16 protein-coding genes and 1 tRNA gene are annotated in these 19,603 nt (G+C 68.1%); 16 read left to right on the top strand and 1 reads right to left on the bottom strand.

The genetic code is table 11. The features are described from left to right. Positions 1-4: 4 nt before the first annotated feature. Positions 5-1,513 carry a PucR family transcriptional regulator gene (locus tag ACYVG2_RS09630; RefSeq protein WP_460780789.1) on the bottom strand — a complete coding sequence of 503 codons (1,509 nt, stop codon included), beginning with the start codon at positions 1,511-1,513 and terminating at the stop codon, positions 5-7. A 94-nt stretch (positions 1,514-1,607) separates the two neighbouring features. On the opposite strand from ACYVG2_RS09630, the gene gabT reads away from it, so the two are divergent. The 16 genes from gabT to rplA all read left to right on the top strand — a co-directional run bounded on the left by gabT (position 1,608) and on the right by rplA (position 19,196). Then, complete coding sequence (gene gabT, locus ACYVG2_RS09625; protein WP_460780788.1) at positions 1,608-2,969, top strand: 4-aminobutyrate--2-oxoglutarate transaminase; 1,362 nt, start codon at positions 1,608-1,610, stop codon at positions 2,967-2,969. Between the two features lie 86 nt (positions 2,970-3,055). After that, entirely contained in the window at positions 3,056-4,453 is a 1,398-nt protein-coding gene (locus ACYVG2_RS09620) for a flavin monoamine oxidase family protein (RefSeq protein WP_460780787.1), read from the top strand. Next, positions 4,450-5,346, top strand: a complete 897-nt coding sequence (locus ACYVG2_RS09615; protein WP_460780786.1) for a universal stress protein — start codon at positions 4,450-4,452, stop codon at positions 5,344-5,346. Before ACYVG2_RS09620 ends, ACYVG2_RS09615 begins: the two co-directional genes overlap by 4 nt. Continuing rightward, positions 5,343-6,899 (top strand): APC family permease, encoded by a 1,557-nt coding sequence (locus ACYVG2_RS09610; RefSeq protein WP_460780785.1) that lies wholly within the window; start codon positions 5,343-5,345, stop codon positions 6,897-6,899. The genes ACYVG2_RS09615 and ACYVG2_RS09610 overlap by 4 nt, the downstream gene beginning before the upstream one ends. Before the next feature lie 51 nt (positions 6,900-6,950). Further along, on the top strand, positions 6,951-8,417 hold the full coding sequence (locus tag ACYVG2_RS09605; protein WP_460780784.1) for an NAD-dependent succinate-semialdehyde dehydrogenase: 1,467 nt from the start codon (positions 6,951-6,953) through the stop codon (positions 8,415-8,417). An 11-nt stretch (positions 8,418-8,428) separates the two neighbouring features. Further along, positions 8,429-9,793 carry an NAD-dependent succinate-semialdehyde dehydrogenase gene (locus tag ACYVG2_RS09600; RefSeq protein WP_460780783.1) on the top strand — a complete coding sequence of 455 codons (1,365 nt, stop codon included), beginning with the start codon at positions 8,429-8,431 and terminating at the stop codon, positions 9,791-9,793. A gap of 44 nt (positions 9,794-9,837) precedes the next feature. Beyond that, a complete protein-coding gene (locus tag ACYVG2_RS09595) occupies positions 9,838-10,545 on the top strand; it encodes a FadR/GntR family transcriptional regulator (protein WP_460780782.1) in 708 nt (235 codons plus the stop codon). Positions 10,546-10,656: 111 nt separating this feature from the next. After that, on the top strand, positions 10,657-12,075 hold the full coding sequence (locus ACYVG2_RS09590) for a four-carbon acid sugar kinase family protein (RefSeq protein ID WP_460780781.1): 1,419 nt from the start codon (positions 10,657-10,659) through the stop codon (positions 12,073-12,075). Further along, positions 12,072-12,962 (top strand): NAD(P)-dependent oxidoreductase, encoded by an 891-nt coding sequence (locus tag ACYVG2_RS09585; protein WP_460780780.1) that lies wholly within the window; start codon positions 12,072-12,074, stop codon positions 12,960-12,962. The genes ACYVG2_RS09590 and ACYVG2_RS09585 overlap by 4 nt, the downstream gene beginning before the upstream one ends. Positions 12,963-13,014: 52 nt before the next feature. After that, a complete protein-coding gene (locus ACYVG2_RS09580) occupies positions 13,015-14,439 on the top strand; it encodes a GntP family transporter (RefSeq protein WP_460780779.1) in 1,425 nt (474 codons plus the stop codon). 130 nt (positions 14,440-14,569) lie between these two features. Continuing rightward, complete coding sequence (poxB, locus tag ACYVG2_RS09575) at positions 14,570-16,294, top strand: ubiquinone-dependent pyruvate dehydrogenase (protein WP_460780778.1); 1,725 nt, start codon at positions 14,570-14,572, stop codon at positions 16,292-16,294. A 141-nt stretch (positions 16,295-16,435) separates the two neighbouring features. Beyond that, positions 16,436-16,508 (top strand) — tRNA-Trp (locus ACYVG2_RS09570). A gap of 40 nt (positions 16,509-16,548) precedes the next feature. After that, positions 16,549-16,812: a preprotein translocase subunit SecE gene (secE, locus tag ACYVG2_RS09565; protein WP_448964513.1), complete on the top strand. Its 264-nt coding sequence runs from the start codon at positions 16,549-16,551 to the stop codon at positions 16,810-16,812. Between the two features lie 45 nt (positions 16,813-16,857). Beyond that, the gene (gene nusG, locus ACYVG2_RS09560) at positions 16,858-17,889 is read left to right on the top strand and encodes a transcription termination/antitermination protein NusG (RefSeq protein ID WP_460780777.1); all 1,032 of its coding nucleotides are present in this window, start codon (positions 16,858-16,860) and stop codon (positions 17,887-17,889) included. 177 nt (positions 17,890-18,066) lie between these two features. Continuing rightward, a complete protein-coding gene (gene rplK / locus ACYVG2_RS09555; protein ID WP_144792427.1) occupies positions 18,067-18,498 on the top strand; it encodes a 50S ribosomal protein L11 in 432 nt (143 codons plus the stop codon). Between the two features lie 8 nt (positions 18,499-18,506). After that, complete coding sequence (gene rplA / locus ACYVG2_RS09550) at positions 18,507-19,196, top strand: 50S ribosomal protein L1 (protein ID WP_188435684.1); 690 nt, start codon at positions 18,507-18,509, stop codon at positions 19,194-19,196. Positions 19,197-19,603: the final 407 nt, after the last annotated feature.

The raw sequence follows: 19,603 nt of genomic DNA, 5'->3' as shown, positions 1-19,603 counted from the left end.
CCGATCAGTCGCGGGCCGTCTGCAGCGCCGCCCACAGCTCGGCACGTGCGGGGAAAGAGCTCAGATCGAGGTGCAGCAGTCCTGCCGCCTGGATGATCCGTGACCTGAGCGTGTGGCGATGGATGCCGAGAGCGGCGGCCGCGGATTCGTAACGCGCGTCGTGCTCGAGCCAGATGCGCAGCGAATGCTCCAGCTCGGCGTGCGCGCGGATCGGCGCGAGCCTCGATTCCGCGACCAGTCTGGCCTCGTCCGTGGCGAACGCGGTGAGGATGCTGGATGCGACGGTGTCGACGTACCGCACCGCTCCGGGGTCGCTGTGCCGGAGGGCGACGACGGCCTGGGCATGAGCCCTCGAGAACGATCCGTACCCTTCCGGCTCCGAGACGCCGAGGCGGATGCCGAAACGAGCCGCGACCTCATCGAGCAGCGCCTCGTCCTCGGCGGAGACGCAGATCGTCAGCCCCTCGTCGGTCGCGGCGGCGAACACGGGCGTGCCGTGCTCGCCCTGCCGGCGATCCCACCACTCGGTGATGGCATCGGTCGGAGCATCGGCATCCGCCACCGCGACGACAACCGGCGCGGTCGGCAACGAGCCGAGCACGTGTCGGGCGAGTGTCGGATCGTCGAGCAGCAGTGAGGCGAGCACCTGGGAGCGCAGACGCCTGCGGCCGCGTTCGAGCTGGTCGTTCTGCTCGAGGGCGAGTCCCGCCATCGCGATCACCGAGGTGACGACCGCGCGCGACTCCGCGTCGAGCGACGCGGTTCCGACCGCGATCACGCCTCGCAGATGACCGCTGCGGCCGAGGGTGAACAGCGTGAACGATGCCGACCCGAGCGTCAGCGACTGCCCTGCCTGCCCGCCCCTCGTGATCAGCTCGGTGGCGCGGAACGAGAGGTCCTCCGCGTCTGCGGCGGGCAACCGGCCGTGCGGATGCTCGTGCACCAGCACCCCCGTCGCGTCGAACATGCCCACCCACCGCTCGAGCCTGCGCGCCAGTTCGGAGAGCGTGGACTCCAGGCCGCGGGGTCTGAGCGCCGCGCGCGCGAGCGCTCGCTGCGTCTCCAGCGCCCAGGTGCGTCTGGCGTACGCCTGCGCGGCGATCGCCTCGGAGTGCGCCCTGGCGACGGCGATGAAGGGCGTGTCGTACGGCACCTCGAACAGGGGGATGCCTGCGTCCGCGCATGCGCCCACCAGCGGGTCGGGGATGCCGGAGCGGTGTCCGTCCGCGCCGATCCCGATGCCGGTGCCGTATCCCAGACCGACGATGCCGCGCACCGCGAGGCGCTCGACGTATGCGCTGATGCCCGCGTCGTCCTGCGCCTCGAGTTGCGATCCGGTGGTGAGGAGCGCCAGGTCGTCCGCAAGGAACGGTGTGGGGTCGGTGAGATCCGAGGAGTGCACCCAGCGCATCGGCCGATCGAGTGCGCCGTCGCGCAGCGTGTCCTCCGCTGACACGAGGCGCATCCCGAGATCGCGACGCCGCAGCAGGGAGCGCAGCGTCGGCTGGTCCATGAGCGACTCCGTTATACGAGCGGGTGGTTGATCTCACAAGATTGTACAGTCGGGCGAGTGCGGCGCGGCGGCGGGGCGGCATACGCTCACGAACATGGCACTTCTCGACACCGCAGCACCCGCACTTCCGCTCGGCGGACCAGACCTCCCGCAGCACCGGCGACTCGTCAGCGAACTCCCCGGACCGCGCTCGGCCGCGATCCTCGCCCGCAAGGCGGACGCCGTGCCGGCGGGTGTCGGGCACACGGTCCCCGTCGCGGCGGTGGCGGCCGGCGGCGGAGTCGTTGTGGATGCCGACGGCAACTCGCTCATCGACCTCGGCAGCGGTATCGCCGTGACGACGGTGGGCAACGCGCACCCGAAGATCGCCGCGGCCGTCGCGGCGCAGGCGGTGCAGTTCACGCATACCTGCTTCATGATCTCGCCGTACGAGTCGTACATCGAGGTCGCAGAAGCGCTCAACCGGCTCACCCCCGGCGACTTCGCGAAGAAGAGCGCACTGTTCAACTCCGGCGCGGAGGCCGTCGAGAACGCGATCAAGATCGCCCGCAAGCACACCGGTCGCCAGGCCGTCGTCGCCTTCGACCACGGCTATCACGGCCGCACCAACCTCACGATGGCACTCACCGCCAAATCGATGCCGTACAAGAGCGGCTTCGGCCCGTTCGCGCCTGAGGTGTACCGCGCGCCGATGTCGTACCCGTTCCGCGACGGACTCACCGGCCCCGACGCCGCCGCCCGCGCGATCTCGCAGATGGAGAAGCAGATCGGGATCGACAACCTCGCAGCGATCATCATCGAGCCCATCCAGGGCGAGGGCGGCTTCATCGTCCCCGCAGACGGCTTCCTCCCCGCGCTCGCCGACTGGTGCCGCACGCACGACGTGGTCTTCATCGCAGACGAGGTGCAGACCGGCTTCGCCCGCACGGGGCACATGTTCGCCAGTGAGATCTTCGGGGTCGTCCCCGACCTCATCACGACCGCGAAGGGCATCGCCGGCGGTCTGCCCCTGGCCGCTGTCACAGGCCGCGCAGAGATCATGGACGCCTCGCACGCCGGTGGCCTCGGCGGCACCTACGGCGGCAACCCGATCGCGTGCGCCGCGGCTCTCGCCGCGATCGACGTGTTCGAGAACGACGGGGTCATCGAGCGCGCGCAGCAGATCGGCGAGATCCTCACCGAGCGGCTCGCCGGCCTGCAGTCGCAGGATCCGCGCATCGGCGACATCCGAGGGCACGGCGCGATGATCGCGGCCGAGTTCGTGGACCCGGAGACGAACGCTCCGGATGCCGCGCTCACCGCGGCCGTGGCGAAGGCGGCCATCGCGAAGGGCGTCATCGTGCTCACGTGCGGGACGTACGGAAACGTGATCCGCTTCCTCCCACCCCTGTCCATCGGCGACGACCTGCTGCGCGAGGGGCTCGACGTCGTCGCGGAGGCGCTCGCCGCCGCATAGAACGTCCGGTCGCGATTCGTATCGGGGGATTTCGGATCGCGACCGGCGCTCGTCACACCGACCGCTGAACGACGAAGGAGTTGCTGATGGCTGAGATCACACGGGACGTGCTCATCGTGGGCGCCGGAGCGGCGGGGCTCACCGCCGCCAACGACCTGCGAAAGGCCGGTCTCTCCGTCGCAGTGCTCGAGGCGCGCGACCGCGTCGGCGGACGGCTGTGGACCGACGTCATCGACGGCGCGATGCTCGAGATCGGCGGCCAGTGGGTGTCGCCGGATCAGGATGCACTGAAGGAGACGCTCGAAGAACTGGGCCTGTCGACCTACAGCCGCTACCGCGAGGGCGAGAGCGTCTACATCGGTCCTTCGGGCGAGCTCACCCGGTTCACGGGCGACATCTTCCCCGTCGCTCCCGAGACCGAGAAGGTCATGGTCGAGTTGATCGAGAAGCTCGACGCCATGGTCGCCGAGATCGACCCCGACCGGCCATGGGCGCATCCCGACGCGGAAGCGCTCGACGAGGTGTCGTTCGAGCAGTGGCTCGCCGTGCAGACCGACGATCAGGAAGCGCGCGACAACATCGCCCTCTTCATCGCCGGCGCCATGCTCACCAAGCCCGCTCACGCCTTCTCCACGCTGCAGGCGCTGCTGATGGCAGCATCCGCCGGAAGCTTCTCGAATCTCGTCGACGCCGACTTCATCCTCGACGAACGCGTCGTGGGGGGTCTGCAGCAGGTGCCGCTGCTGCTCGCCGAGCACCTCGGCGACGACGTGCTGCTCAATCAGCCGGTGCGCTCTCTGGAGTGGGGAGACGCCGGCGTGACCGCCGAGACGGACGATCTCACCGTCAGGGCGCGCTTCGCGATCCTCGCCCACGCGCCGGTGCTCTACAACCGCATCTCGTTCGTCCCGCCCATGCCGCGCCGGCAGCACCAACTGCACCAGCACCTCTCGATGGGATTCGTCATCAAGGTGCACGCCGTCTACGACCGGCCGTTCTGGCGCGAACAGGGTCTCAGCGCGACTGCGTTCAGCCCGTACGAGCTGTGTCATGAGGCGTACGACAACACCAACCACGGTGATGAGCGGGGCACGCTCGTCGGCTTCGTCTCGGACACGCATGCCGACGGCGTCTTCGAGCTCAGCGCCGAGGAGCGCAAGGAGCGCATCCTCGAGTCGCTCTCGCACTACTACGGCCCCGAGGCGAAGAACCCGGTCGTGTACTACGAAAGCGACTGGGGGAGCGAGGAATGGACGCGCGGTGCGTACGCCGCGAGCTTCGACCTCGGCGGCCTGCACCGCTACGGCAAGGACCTGCGCACCCCGGTCGGACCGATCCACTTCGCCTGCAGCGATCTCGCCGGCGCCGGATACCAGCACGTCGACGGCGCCATCCGCATGGGCCACCTCGTCGCCTCCGACATCGTGGAGGCGAGCCGGGCGACCGGCGGCGCAGCCACCAGCGCGGCCGGGAGCGCGGAATGAGCGGCGCGATCGTCGTCGGGTACACCGCGACGGATGCCGGAGCCGATGCCGCTGCGCTCGGGGCGCGCCTGGCGCGCAGCCTCGGCGCGCGGCTGCACCTGGTCATCGTGTTGCCGTCCGAGGGCACGCGCAGCGCGGCCGTCCCGCCGGAGCGCGCGTACGAGGACGTCATCCGCGCGCAGGGCAAGAAGTGGCTCGCCGAGGCGATGACGCACCTACCGCAGGAACTCACGCGCAGCGGGCACGTCCGCCTCGGAGAGTCGTTCGCCGAGGGGCTGATCGCCGCCGGCGAGGAGTTCGGCGCACGCCTGATCGTCGTCGGCGCCGCTGAGGGCGCTGGTTTCGGCCGGCACCGGCTGGGCGGCGTGGCATCCGCCCTCGTGCACTCCTCGCCGATCCCGGTGGCGCTGGCACCCGCGGGGACCGCGCAGGAGACCGTCGACGTCGTCCCGCGCATCACTGCGGCGCTCGGCACGCGTGCCGGTGCCGACGTGCTGCTCGACGAGGCCGTGGCGATGACCACCGACAGCGGCACCTCGCTGCGTCTCGTGTCGCTGGTGCCGTTCGACGTGCCGCCCGGTCTCGACACCGGAGCGATCCGCGTCGTGGCCGGCGGCCACGCCGACGAGGTGCTGGCCACCGCGAAGAACGCGCTGCCGGACGATGTCGAGGTATCGGCCGAGCAGGCGCCAGGGGACAGCGTCGAGGATGCCGTCACGCACCTGTCGTGGCTTCCCGGCGAGGTCATCCTCGTCGGATCGAGCCGCCTCGCCCAGCCGCGCCGCCTGTTCCTCGGGTCCACCGCAGCGAAGATGCTGCGCGTGCTCCCGGTTCCCATGATCGTCGTGCCACGCACCCGCACAGGTGCCCAGGTCGAAGGAGACCTCACATGAGCACCACCCCTCGCGCCACGGATTCCGCACCCGAACCCGCCCCTGTCACGGGAGGCCTCTCGCAGAAGGGCCTGAGCGCAGGGACCGTCGGCCTCATCGGTGCCGTCGTCATCGGCATCTCCTGCATCGCGCCCGCCTACACGCTCACCGCGGCGCTGGGCCCGACCGTGTCTGAGGTCGGATTCCAGGTACCGGCCATCATCCTGATCGGCTTCATCCCCATGCTCCTGGTCGCGTTCGGCTACCGCGAGCTCAACCGCTCCATGCCCGATTCCGGCACCTCGTTCACCTGGGCCGCGCGTGCGTTCGGCCCGTGGGTGGGCTGGATGGCCGGCTGGGGATTGATCGCCGCGACCATCCTGGTGCTCTCGAATCTCGCCGGCATCGCCGTGGAGTTCCTGTTCCTGCTGATCGACCAGATCGCGGGAAGTCCTGGCACGATCGCCGAACTCGCGTTCAACCCGTTCATCAATGTCGCAGTCTGCCTGCTGTTCATGCTCGGTGCGACGCTGGTGTCCTACCGCGACATGCAGACCACGCAGAAGTTGCAGTACTACCTGGTCGGCTTCCAGCTGCTCGTGCTGCTGGTCTTCTCGATCACGGCGTTCGTGCAGGTCGCGCAGGGCAATGCCTTCGACGCGAGTCCGGTCGAGCTGAGCTGGTTCAACCCGTTCGCGGTCGGATCGGTCGGCGCGATCGTCGCCGGGCTCTCGCTGTCCATCTTCATCTTCTGGGGGTGGGATGTCACCCTCACGATGAACGAGGAGACGAAGAACCCCGAGAAGACACCTGGGCGCGCGGCGACCCTCACCGTCATCACGATCGTCGTGCTCTACCTGCTGCTCTCGATCGCCCTGCTGTCGTTCGCCGGCATCGGTACCGGAGCACTGGGGCTCGGCAACGAAGACATCCAGAGCAACGTCTTCTTCTACCTGTCGGGGCCCATCCTCGGACCACTGGCCTTCCTCGTCTCGCTCGCCGTGCTCACGAGCTCTGCATCTTCCCTGCAGTCGACGTTCGTCTCCCCGGCGCGCACTCTGCTCGCGATGGGGCACTACGGCGCCCTGCCGTCGCAGTTCGCGAAGGTCAGCCCTCGGTTCTTCACGCCGGGGTATGCGACGATCATCGCCGCGGTCGTGGCATCCGCCTTCTACGCCGTCATGCGCTTCATCAGCGAGGACGTGCTGTGGGACACCATCACCGCGCTCGGCATGATGATCTGCTTCTACTACGGCATCACCGCATTCGCCTGCGTCTGGTACTTCCGCAAGCAGTGGTTCGACTCCACCAGGACGTTCTTCTTCACGCTGCTGTTCCCCCTGGTCGGCGGCATCATCCTCGCCGCGCTGTTCGTGATGACGCTGGTCGACAGCATGAACCCCGACTACGGCAGTGGCTCGAACATCGCGGGCATCGGATTGGTGTTCATCCTCGGCGTGACCGTGATCGTCCTCGGCATAGTCATCATGATCTGGCAGGCCATCAAGCGACCCGCGTTCTTCCGCGGTGAGACGCTGACCATGGACGCCCCGCCCAGCCTGCGACGACGCTGACGCCCGCGCCACCTCGCACAGACATCCATCCCCGCACAGAAAGAGAGCACGATGACAACCGCACCCAATGAGAAGGCCCTCCTGGATCGTGTCCCGTCGGGACTCTTCATCGGCGGCCAGTGGGTGGATGCCGCCGGTGGTCGCACGTTCGATGTGCGCGACCCCGCGACCAATGCCGTGATCCACTCGATCGCGGATGCGACGCCGGAGGACGGCATCCGCGCTCTCGATGCCGCGGTCGAGGCGCAGGCCTCATGGGCCGCGACCCCCGCGCGCACCCGCAGCGACATCCTGCGCCGCACGTTCGATCTCGTGCAGGAGCACAAGGAGGACCTCGCTCTTCTGATGACCCTCGAGATGGGCAAGCCGCTCGCGGAGTCGCGCGGCGAGGTCGTGTACGGCGGGGAGTTCCTGCGGTGGTTCAGCGAGGAGGCCGTGCGCATCACCGGTCGGTACGGCTCCAACCCCGAGGGCACGGGGCGCATGGTGGTCTCGCAGCGTCCGGTCGGCCCTTCGTTCTTCATCACCCCGTGGAACTTCCCGTTCGCCATGGCGACGCGCAAGATCGCGCCGGCGCTCGCCGCAGGGTGCACCGTGGTGATCAAGCCTCCGGCACTGACCCCGCTGACCACGATGTTCTTCGTCACACTGCTGGAGGAGGCAGGGCTTCCCGCCGGCGTGGTCAACGTCGTGCAGACGTCGTCGTCGTCCAAGCTCTCGGCTCCGATCATCGCCGACCCGCGGTTGCGCAAGCTCTCGTTCACCGGGTCGACCGAGGTGGGGCGCACGCTCATCGCCCAGGCGGCGGAGGGCGTGCTGCGCGTGTCGATGGAGCTCGGCGGCAACGCGCCGTTCGTCGTCTTCGACGACGCCGACCTCGACAAGGCGGTGGACGGCGCGATGCTCGCCAAGTTCCGCAACATCGGCCAGGCGTGCACGGCGGCGAACCGCTTCATCGTGCACGCCGACGTGGCAGAGGAGTTCGCGCGCCGCGTCACCGAGCGCGTGCAGGCGATGAAGATCGGGCGCGGAACCGAGGACGGCGTCACGATCGGCCCCCTCATCGATGCGGATGCCGTGTCGAAGGCCGGCGAACTCGTCGACGACGCGGTGGGCCGCGGTGCGAAGCTGCTGGCCGGAGGGCACGCGCTCGACGGCGACGGCACGTTCTTCGAGCCGACCGTGATCACGGAGGTGGCCGCGGGCAGCGACATCCTCCGCGAGGAGATCTTCGGTCCCGTCCTGGCGATCGCGACCTTCACCGACGAGGCGGAGGGCGTGCGCCTCGCGAACGACACCGAGTACGGGCTCGTGTCCTACGTCTTCACGGAGGACCTCGCGAGGGGCCACCGGATGATCGACGCGCTCGAGACCGGCATGATGGGGCTCAACGTGGGCGTCGTCTCGAACGCCGCCGCACCCTTCGGCGGTGTCAAGCAGTCCGGCATCGGCCGCGAGGGCGGATTCGAGGGCATCCACGAGTACCTGTCGACCAAGTACACGCTGATCCCGAACTGAGAGGACCGATCATGACCGACTACGCCGTCGTCAACCCGGCCACGGGCGAGACACTCGCCACCTACGACACCTTCACCGACGCGCAGATCGAGCACGCGATCGCCGCCGCCACCGATGCGCACCGGGAATGGTCGCGCTCCTCGACGGTCGCCGAACGGGCATCGCTCCTGCGCCGTGCGGCGGAGCTTCATCGAGAGCGCCGCGAGGAGCTCGCCGACATCTTCGTGCGTGAGATGGGCAAGCCCCGCGAAGCAGCGCTCGGCGAGGTCGACTTCGCGGCCGACATCGCCGAGTACTACGCCGACCAGGCCGAGGCGATCATGGCCGACCAGCCGATCGCGATCCTCGGCGAGGGGTCGGCGATCATCCGGCGCGACTCGCTGGGGCCGCTGCTGGGCATCATGCCGTGGAACTTCCCGGCGTACCAGATCGTCCGCTTCGCCGCGCCCAACCTGGTCGTCGGCAACACGATCCTGCTCAAGCCCGCACCTCAATGCCCCGAGTCGTCGAACGCGATCGCCGACATCTATCGCACCGCAGGGTTCCCGGACGGTGCGTATCAGAATGTGCTCGCCACGAACGAGCAGATCGCCGGCATCATCGCCGATCCGCGCGTGCAGGGCGTCTCCCTGACCGGTTCCGAGCGCGCGGGCGCTGCGGTCGCCGAGGTGGCGGGACGCAATCTCAAGAAGGTCGCGCTCGAGCTCGGTGGCTCCGACCCCTTCATCGTGCTGTCCACGCACGACATGGATGCCACGGTGCAGGCCGCCGTCGACGCGCGCCTGGACAACAACGGCCAGGCCTGCAACGGCGCGAAGCGCTTCATCATCGTGGACGGGCTGTACGACGAGTTCGTGGAGAAGTTCGTCGCGCGCATGTCGATCGTGCCTGCGACCGACCCGATGCAGGACGACACCGTGCTCGGACCGCTCGCATCGCTCGCAGCGGCGGAGCACCTGCAGAGCCAGGTCGACGGTGCGGTCGAACAGGGCGCGACCCTGCTCACCGGAGGCACCCGCGACGGCGCCTTCTTCGCACCGACGGTCCTGGCCGATGTGACGGCGAAGATGGATGCGTACCGTGAGGAGCTGTTCGGTCCCGCCGCCGTCGTGTACCGGGTCGCGGACGAGGATGCCGCGGTGGAGTTGGCCAACGACACGGCCTTCGGCCTGGGCTCGTACCTCTTCACGACGGATGCGGAGCAGGCCGAGCGGGTCGCGGATCGGATCGAGGCGGGCATGGTCTACGTGAACCTCGTGCTCGCCGACAGCCCTGAACTGCCGTTCGGCGGAGTCAAGCGCAGTGGCACCTCGCGTGAGCTCGGTCACCTCGCCGCCGACGAGTTCGTGAACAAGAAGCTCATCCGCACGGCCTGAGGGCTGAATCTGCTGACGCGTGCGGTAGCGCTACCGTTGGACGCATGAAGGTCGAACGAGTCTCCCGCACGCAATCCGTCGTCGACGGGCTGCTCGACGAGATCATCGCCGGGCGGCTCGTCGCCGGCGAGACCCTTCCCGCGGAGGCCGATCTCGCGGCGCTGCTCGGCGTCTCGCGGTTGACGCTGCGTGAGGGCGTGCGACTGCTGCAGGCGCAGGGCGTCATCGTCCCCGTACCCGGCAGCAGGCACCGGATCGCACCGGCCGACGAATGGACCGGGCTGGAAGCCGTCGTGCGCGTGGCCCGCAGCGGGGGAGCCCGTCGTCGCTCATCGCTCGACCTGATCGACATGCGTGTGATGTTCGAGACCGGCGCGGCCGAGCTCGCCGCCCCGCGGTGCACGGACGAGCACATCGCGAAGCTCGAGTCGATGCTCGCCCTGATGCGGGCGGCGCACGACAACGGCGATGTCCCGGGTTTCGTGGATGCCGACCTCGCGTTCCACGACGTGATCTTCGCGGCCGCGGACAACCGCATCCTCGTCGCATCCGTGCGTCCGCTCACCACGATGCTGCAGGACTCGCGCACCGAGACGAGCTCAGTGCGCGACATCCGCGAACACGCGATCGTCGAGCATGCGGCGGTGCTCGAGGCGATGCGCACGCGTTCTGCGGATGCCGCGCGCGAGGCCATGGCGAGTCACATGCGCCAGACCCGAGACGACCTGCTGCACTACGTGCTGGGCGAGTAGACGCCACGATTTTGCGGAAGCGCGAACGGGGCGTACTCTCGTTATCTGATATCGGATAACGACCTCCGAGAACCTCGCATACCGCAGCAGATCCTGGACGAAGGAGTTCCCATGCACCTCGACGCGCTTCTCGCCTCCCTGCCCGCGCCCGTCCGGATCGGCGCCGACGAGGTCCGCGCCGCCCTCGACCCGCACGGCGTGCTCGTCGTGCTGGACGACGATCCCACCGGAACCCAGTCGGTCTCCGGCCTCCCGGTGCTGACCCGCTGGGAGCACGAAGACCTCGCCGGCGCGTTCGCGACCGGAGCCGCGGCCGTCTACGTGCTGACCAACACCCGATCGCTCGATGAGGACGCCGCCGCCGCGCGCAACAGCGAGGTCGTCGCCGTCACCCTCGCCGCGGCATCCGAGGCCGGCCGTCGTGTGACCTTCGTCTCGCGGAGCGATTCGACGCTCCGCGGTCACTTCCCGCTCGAGACCGATGTGCTCGCCCGGGAGATCGTCGCGCACGGCGGTACGGCTCCCGAGCTCGTCCTGATCGTCCCCGCCTTCCCCGATGCCGGACGCATCACGGTCGAGTCGGTGCACTACTGGGTCACCGACGGCGAGGCGACGCCGGTGGGGGAGACGCCGTTCGCGCAGGACGCGACGTTCGGGTTCTCCGCGTCCGATCTGCGGGAATGGGTCGCCGAGAAGACCGCAGGACGCATCGCCCCGGACGACGTGGCGGCCCTGACGATCGGCGTGATCCGTTCGGGTGTCGACGCGGTGGTGTCCTTCCTCCGCGACGTGCCGACGGGGTCGGCCGTCGTGGTCGACGTCGTGGAGGAGACCGACATGCGCGTCGTCGCGCTCGCACTTCACCGCATGCGTGATCGCGACGTGCTGCTGCGTGTCGGCCCGCCGTATGTGCGCGCGCACATCGGGCAGGAGATCGCCGAACCCGTCGTCGCCGAGGACATCCCGTTCGCCTACGACCGCGGCGGACTCGTCGTGGTCGGCAGTCATGTGCCGCTCACCACCGAGCAGCTCGAGGAGCTGCGTCGTCAGCGACCGGACACCGTCACGATCGAACTCGACGTGCGTCAGCTGATCGATCAGCGCCGCGGTGCCCACCTCGATGCCCAGGCGGATGCCGCGGCGCAGGCGCTCGCGAACGGCACGGTCATCGTGCACACCACGCGCGAACTCGTCACCGGAGCCGACGGCGACGAGAGCCTCGACATCGCGCGCAAGGTGTCAAGCGGCGTCGTCGACCTGGTGCGCCGCGTGCTCGCACTCGCGCCGCCCCGGTTTGTGATCGCTAAGGGCGGCATCACCTCGAGCGACGTCGCGAGCGAGGCGCTCGAGATCCGCCGGGCCACGGTACTGGGACCGATGCTCCCCGGAATCGTCTCGCTGTGGCAGCCGGAGACCGGCCCCGCGGTCGGTATCCCCTACATCGTCTTCGCCGGCAACGTCGGCGACACGGATTCTCTGGCCCGCGTCGTCTCGACGCTCGCCGACGCCAATGGAAAGGAACAGCGATGACCTCCACCGTCGCCGTCATCGGTCTGGGAGCCATGGGGCTCCCGATGGCCACCCGTCTCGCCGAGCGCTTCGAGGTGCGCGGCTTCGACATCGCCGCAGAACGCATCGCTCTGGCCGTGGAGAAGGGCGTCACTCCGGCGGACTCCGCGGCGGATGCCGTCGCCGATGCCCAGGCGGTTCTCGTGGCAGTGCGCACCGGCGAACAGCTGAACGGACTGCTGTTCGGCGCGACCGGCCTCGCATCGCACCTGGCCGACGGCGCGGTCGTCATCCTCACCAGCACCGTCGGGACCGACGGCATCGCCGACATCGCCGCACGTCTGGCCGAGAACGGTGCGCAGCTGGTGGACGCACCGCTGTCGGGAGGGCCCGTGCGCGCCGGAGAAGGAGATCTCCTCATCGTCGTCGGCGCGACCCCTGCCGCGCTCGAGGTCGCACGACCTGTGCTCGAACAGCTCGCGTCCACGCTGTCGATCGTGGGCGACAAGCCCGGTGACGGACAGGCGCTGAAGACGGTCAACCAGCTGCTGTGCGGCGTGCACATCGCCGCCGCAGCCGAGGCGCTCGCACTCGCCGACGCCCTCGGACTCGACCGTGAGAAGACGCTCGAGGCGCTCACCGCAGGGGCGGCGAACTCGTTCATGCTCGGCAACCGCGGACCTCGAGCGCTGCAGGCCTATGACGAGGACGGTGCCGAGGTGCTGAGCCGCCTGGACATCTTCGTCAAGGACATGGGCATCGTGGGCGACGCGGCTCGTGCCGCTCACCTCTCGACTCCCGTCGCGAACGCCGCCGAGCAGCTGTTCCTGCTCGGCGAGGCCCAGGGCCTCGGTGCAAACGACGACTCCGCCGTGATCCGTGTGATCGCCCCCGAACGACGCTCCTGACCCACACCCCACTCCGGCGCACTCGCGCCGGAGAACTGAAAGAAGAGATCCAGTGACGCTCCCTCTTCCCGCGTTGATCGCGATCGGAATCGCAGGCCTCGCCCTGCTGCTCCTGCTGATCATCCGCTTCAAGATGCAGGCCTTCTACGCCCTGATCCTCGTCTCGATCGTCGTCGGCCTCGCCGCCGGCCTTCCGATGACGAACATCACGGCGGATGACGGCACCGTCGAACGCCTCGGCATCATCCAGGCGATCATCGCCGGTGTCGGCGGAACGCTCGGCTCCGTCGCCGTGCTCGTCGCCCTCGGATCGATGCTCGGCAAGATCATCGAGCTCTCCGGCGGTGCGGAGTCGCTCGCCGGGAAGTTCACCAAGTGGCTCGGACCGAAGCGGGTCGGCATCGCCCTCGTGATCGCAGCGGCCATCCTCGCGATCCCGGTGTTCTTCGATGCCGGCTTCATCATCCTCGTGCCGATCGTCTTCGCGTTCTCGAAGGTCGCCGGTCTCAACCCGATCAAGTTCGGGCTCCCCGTCGCAGGCATCATGCTCGCGGTGCACGTCGCCGTCCCGCCGCACCCCGGTATCGTCGGCGGTGCGACGATCCTCGGCGCCGACATCGGCTGGGTCACGATCTTCGCGCTCCTCGTGTCGATCCCGCTCGCGGCGCTGTCCTTCTGGGTGGGCAAGCTGATCAACCGCCGCGAGTTCGCGATGATCGAGGCGACCAAGGAGATGTTCGAGAGCTTCGGCAACGACCAGCCCTCCGCGAACGCGGGCCTCCGCGACGGTGAGAAGGCGCCCAGCGCCTTCACCGTGCTCGGACTGATCCTGCTGCCGCTCGTGCTCATCATGCTCGGCACCGCCGTGGCGCCCGCGTTCGAGGCCGGCAGCTTCTGGAACAGCTTCCTGTCGATGATCGGCCAGCCGATCTTCGCGCTCATGGTCGCGATCGCCGCGGCCATGTTCTTCCTCGGCGTGCGCCGCGGGTGGTCGGCCGCGAAGCTCGGCGAGGTCATGGAGTCGGCACTGCCCGCCGCAGCCGTCATCATCCTCGTGACGGGTGCCGGTGGGGCGTTCGGCAAGATCCTCACCGAGACCGGTATCGGCGGTGCGGTCGCCGAGGTGCTCGCGGGATCCGGCATGCCGCTGCTGCTCGCCGCGTTCCTCATCTCGCTCATCATGCGCGCGGCGCAGGGATCGGCGACAGTCGCGATCACGACGACAGCGGGTCTGCTGCTGCCGTCGGTCGCCGTGCTCGGCCTCGACACCATCCATGTCGCCCTCGTCGCAGTCGCGATCGGCTACGGCGCTCTGGGCCTCAGCCACGTCAACGACTCCGGCTTCTGGGTCGTCACCCGCTACCTCGGTCTGTCGGTCAAGGACGGCCTGCGCACCTGGACGCCTCTGACCACCGTGCTCGGTGTCGCAGGGTTCCTCCTCACCTGGATCCTGTACGCGGCGATCCCGATCAGCTGACGATCGCAGACGGGCCCCTTCATCCGCGAGCGCGGAGGAGGGGCCCTTCTGCGTCGCAGACCTTCGGGATCCGCAGACGGATGCCGAAGGTCTCGCCCTGCGCCCGGCCGTCTGGCGTAGCGTGGATGTCATGGCCACCGTCGCTGAGAACATCGTCCATACCCTCCGCGCCAACCACATCGACCGGGTCTACGGCATCCCGGGAGACTCGCTCAACGGATTCACCGATGCGCTGCGCAAGGACGGCACGATCCGGTGGCTGCATGTGCGCCACGAGGAATCCGCCGCGTTCGCCGCGGCGGCGGATGCGGCCCTCACCGGAGATCTCGCCGTCGTGGCCGGCTCCTGCGGTCCGGGCAACCTGCACCTGATCAACGGGCTCTTCGATGCCAACCGCTCGCGCGTCCCCGTGCTCGCGATCGCGGCGCACATCCCGACCAGCGAGATCGGCACGGGGTACTTCCAGGAGACGCACCCGCAGGAACTGTTCCGCGAGTGCAGCGTCTACGTCGAGTACGTCGCCGATCCCGTGCAGATGCCGCGCATCCTCGAGATCGCGATGCGCGAAGCCATCGAGAAGCGCGGGGTCGCGGTGATCGTGATCCCGGGTGAGGTCGCGCTCGCCGACGTTCCCGTCGATCGCGCCGTCGTCATCGAGCGCACGCATCCGGTGATCGTCCCGAGCCCGAGCGAACTCGAGCGGGCCGCAGAGCTGCTCAACGCCGCCACGAAGGTGACGATCCTCGCCGGCGCAGGTGTCGAGGGCGCGCACGACGAGGTCGTCGCGCTCGCCGATCGTCTCGGCGCACCCATCGTGCACGCCCTGCGGGGCAAGGAGTTCATCGAGTACGACAACCCGTTCGACGTGGGGATGACGGGCCTGCTCGGCTTCGCCTCCGGGTATCGGGCGATGGAATCCGCCGACACCCTGCTGGTGCTGGGCTCCGATTTCCCGTACCCGCAGTTCTATCCGGAGGACGCCACCACGATCCAGGTCGACATCCGCGGATCGCAGCTCGGCAGGAGGCATCCGCTCGATCTGGGCCTCGTCGGCGACGTCAAAGCGACAGCGGAAGCACTTGTCCCGCGCCTCGCGGAGAAGTCCGATCGTTCGCACCTCGATGACGCCGTCGCGCACTATCGCAGGACGCGCGCCAAGCTCGACGAACTGGCCGTCCCGACCAAGCGCGGGAACCCGATCCATCCGCAGTACCTGGCGCGGCTGGTCGATGAGGCGGCGAGCGATGATGCGGTCTTCACCGCCGACGTCGGCTCGCCCACGGTGTGGGCGGCACGCTATCTCACCATGAACGGACGGCGACGCCTGATCGGCTCGTTCACCCACGGATCCATGGCCAACGCCCTCATGCACGGCATCGGAGCGCAGACCGCGCGGCCGGATCGTCAGGTGGTCGCGCTGGCCGGAGACGGAGGACTCGCCATGATGCTGGGCGAGCTCATCACGCTCACCCAGAACAGGTTGCCGGTCAAGACGATCGTCGTCAACAACTCCTCACTCAACTTCGTCGAACTCGAGATGAAGGCCGCAGGGTTCGTGACGTACGCGACAGATCTCGAGAATCCGAACTTCGCGGCGGTCGCCGAGGCACTCGGCATCTTCGCGCGCCGAGTGGAGCGCAGCGAAGACCTTCCGGATGCGGTGCGCGAGGTGCTCGCTCACGACGGCCCCGCCCTGCTCGACGTCGTCACCGAGCGTCAGGAGCTGTCCATGCCGCCGGCGATCACCGCCGAGCAGGTCAAGGGATTCGCACTGTACGCCATCCGCACGGTCATGTCGGGCCGCGGGGATGAGCTGTTGGATCTCGCCAGGGCGAACTGGCGCCAGCTGTTCTGAGCAGCGCGTGCTCGAGCCCGTCGGAGGGTGCGGTTCGCCGGGGCACACCGCATGCCGTACACTGGACAGGCAGTTGTCTGCATTCTTTTTCCATGCCCGCGGGTGTGGGGAGGAAGCAGATCCAGGGGCCTCACGGTCTCTAGGGCGGTAGCTCAATTGGCAGAGCAGCGGTCTCCAAAACCGCAGGTTGCAGGTTCGATTCCTGTCCGCCCTGCGCGTCAGCGCCACGCTGGCACACGAAAGGTACATTCAGGATGGATCAGGACGAACCGCGCGGCGAGATCGTCGCGGCAGGCGGCACCGCCAGCGTGAAGAAGCTCGGCTTCTTCGGCCGCATCGCGCTGTTCTTCCGTCAGGTCATCGGCGAGCTGCGCAAGGTCGTCACGCCCACGCGCAAGGAACTGTTCAAGTTCACCGGCGTCGTGCTGGTCTTCGTGGCGATCATGATGGCACTGGTCTACGGTCTGGACACCGCCTTCTCGTGGCTGACGGCTCAGGTCTTCGGGGTGCCGCAGTAAGCGTCATCCCCGCGGCTGCGGCCGCAATGATTGGAAAGAAACAACGTGTCTGAACGATATTCCGACGACGCCGACTGGGCGACTGCTGCAGAGCAGTCCAGTGAGGACGACGAAGCGCAGGAGGGCAACGTGCTCTCCGCTGAAGAGCGCGCGTCTTCCGCGGCGGAGCACGTCGCCGTGCACATCGAAGGCGACGAGGAAGACCTGAACGACGAAGGCACGGAAGACATCGACATCGACGACCCGGAGGCGGACGCGATCGTGAACGACGCTCTCAACCTGGACGAAGCGGCAGAGTCAGAGGCTGCCGCCGAGGTCCTCAACGACGGAGCGGCCGAAGAGGCCGCAGATCTCGAGGCGGCTTCCGCCGAGGAGGTCACCCCCTACGACGGCCCCGACGTGAACGGCGACGAGGATGCCGTCACCGAAGACGCGGCAGGCGACGATGCGGAGGAGGACCCGTACGAGGCCTTCCGCATGGACCTGCGCATGATGCCGGGCAAGTGGTACGTCATCCACTCCTACGCCGGATTCGAGCGCAAGGTGAAGGCCAACATCGAGCAGCGCAAATCGACGCTCGAGGTCGAGGACGACATCTACCAGGTCGAGGTCCCCATGGAGGACGTCGTCGAGATCAAGAACGGTCAGCGCAAGATGGTCACGCGCGTCCGGATCCCCGGCTACGTGCTCGTGCGCATGGAGCTCAACGAGGACACCTGGTCCGTCGTCCGTCACACCCCCGGTGTCACCGGCTTCGTGGGCAACGCCCACAACCCCACGCCGCTGCGTTTCGAGGAAGCCTTCAACATGCTGAAGGCGCTCGTCGAGGTCAAGGACGTCCCGACTGCGAAGAACGTCCAGTCCAAGGGCGGCGTGGCCGTCGCCCGCTCGGTCCCGGCCGAGGTCGACTTCGAGGTCGGTGAGACCATCACGATCAAGGAGGGCTCGTTCGCCGGCCTTCCGGGTTCGATCAGCGAGATCAAGCCCGAGAGCGGCAAGCTCACGGTGCTCGTGTCGCTGTTCGAGCGCGAGACCCCGGTCGAGCTGTCGTTCGACCAGGTCACGAAGATGAGCTGATTCCAGACTGCTTCAGAACGCCCCGCTCGGCTCCGGCCGGCGGGGCGTTCTGCATGCGGTAGACTTGCGTGGTTTGCGTGTGCGCTTCGGCGCGCGTGCGAACGCACCACAGCCCGGAGATGCCGGGTTCGTGGGAGATCGGATGCTGAGGCATCCGTTCGATGAGAGGAACAGAGAATGGCACCGAAGAAGAAGGTGACCGGCCTGATCAAGCTCCAGATCAACGCCGGCGCCGCAAACCCGGCACCGCCGATCGGCCCCGCGCTCGGTCAGCACGGTGTGAACATCATGGAGTTCTGCAAGGCGTACAACGCCGCGACCGAGTCGCAGCGCGGCAACGTCATCCCGGTGGAGATCACCGTCTACGAGGACCGCAGCTTCACCTTCGTCCTGAAGACCCCGCCGGCCGCAGAGCTGATCAAGAAGGCTGCCGGTGTGCAGAAGGCCTCGGCCACGCCGCACACCGTCAAGGTCGGAAAGATCACCAAGGACCAGGTCCGTCAGATCGCCGAGACCAAGCAGGCCGACCTGAACGCGAACGACATCGAGGCCGCCTCGAAGATCATCGCCGGCACCGCCCGTTCCATGGGCATCACGGTCGAGGGCTGAGGAGAACAATCATGACTAAGTCCAAGGCTTACAACGCTGCCGTCGCGAAGATCGAGGCAGACCGTTTCTACACCCCGACCGAGGCTGTCGCTCTCGCGAAGGAGACCGGCTCGGCGAAGTTCGACTCGACCGTCGAGGTCGCGCTCAAGCTCGCGGTCGACCCGCGTAAGGCGGACCAGATGGTGCGCGGCACCGTCATCCTCCCGCACGGTACCGGCAAGACCGCTCGCGTCATCGTGTTCGCCACCGGCCCCGCGGCCGAGGCAGCGATCGCCGCAGGTGCGGATGAGGTCGGCGGCGCCGAGCTCATCGAGAAGGTCGCCGCAGGCTGGACCGACTTCGACTCGGCCGTCTCGACCCCTGAGCTCATGGGTCAGGTCGGTCGACTCGGCAAGGTGCTCGGCCCCCGTGGCCTGATGCCGAACCCGAAGACCGGCACCGTGACCCCGAACACGGCCAAGGCCGTCGAGGAGATCAAGGGCGGAAAGATCGAGTTCCGCGTCGACAAGCACGCCAACGTGCACTTCGTCGTCGGCAAGGCCTCGTTCACCGCTGAGCAGCTCGATGAGAACATCGGCGCTGCCCTCGAGGAGATCGTCCGCCTCAAGCCGTCGAGTGCAAAGGGCCGCTACATCCAGAAGGGTGCGGTGTCGACCACGTTCGGCCCCGGCATCCCGCTGGACGTCAACGCCATCTGAGCATGACCGAAGAAGGGCCCCTGTCATCGAGACGGGGGCCCTTTTCGCGTCCCAGGGGCGACGGATGCGGGCGGGCCGGCGACGGCCGCGACCGAGACACGCCCGGGGGGCGGGCAGGATTTGCCCGGACCCCGGATCCCGCGTAAGTTATTACTTGTTCGCCCCACAGGGAAGCGGAAAGGCCAAGCGCCTCACCCCCCTCAAGCGGAAGAACAACTCCCGAACTCCTTCTCTCACTTGAGAGTGTGGGCGCTTGCGTCTAGGATAGAGAGTCCCACCTCCTGGATCGCGGTCATCGGCTGCGCATCGGATCTGAGATCCGAAAGCGTCGATTTGACAGGCTCCGCGAGGCGGGTAAGATTGAGAAGTTGCCCTTCGGGCCTGGTTGTGATGACTGGGTCGGGGGA

Source organism: Microbacterium shaanxiense, from assembly GCF_054779995.1.
This window is presented reverse-complemented; position numbering and strand designations above follow the sequence as displayed.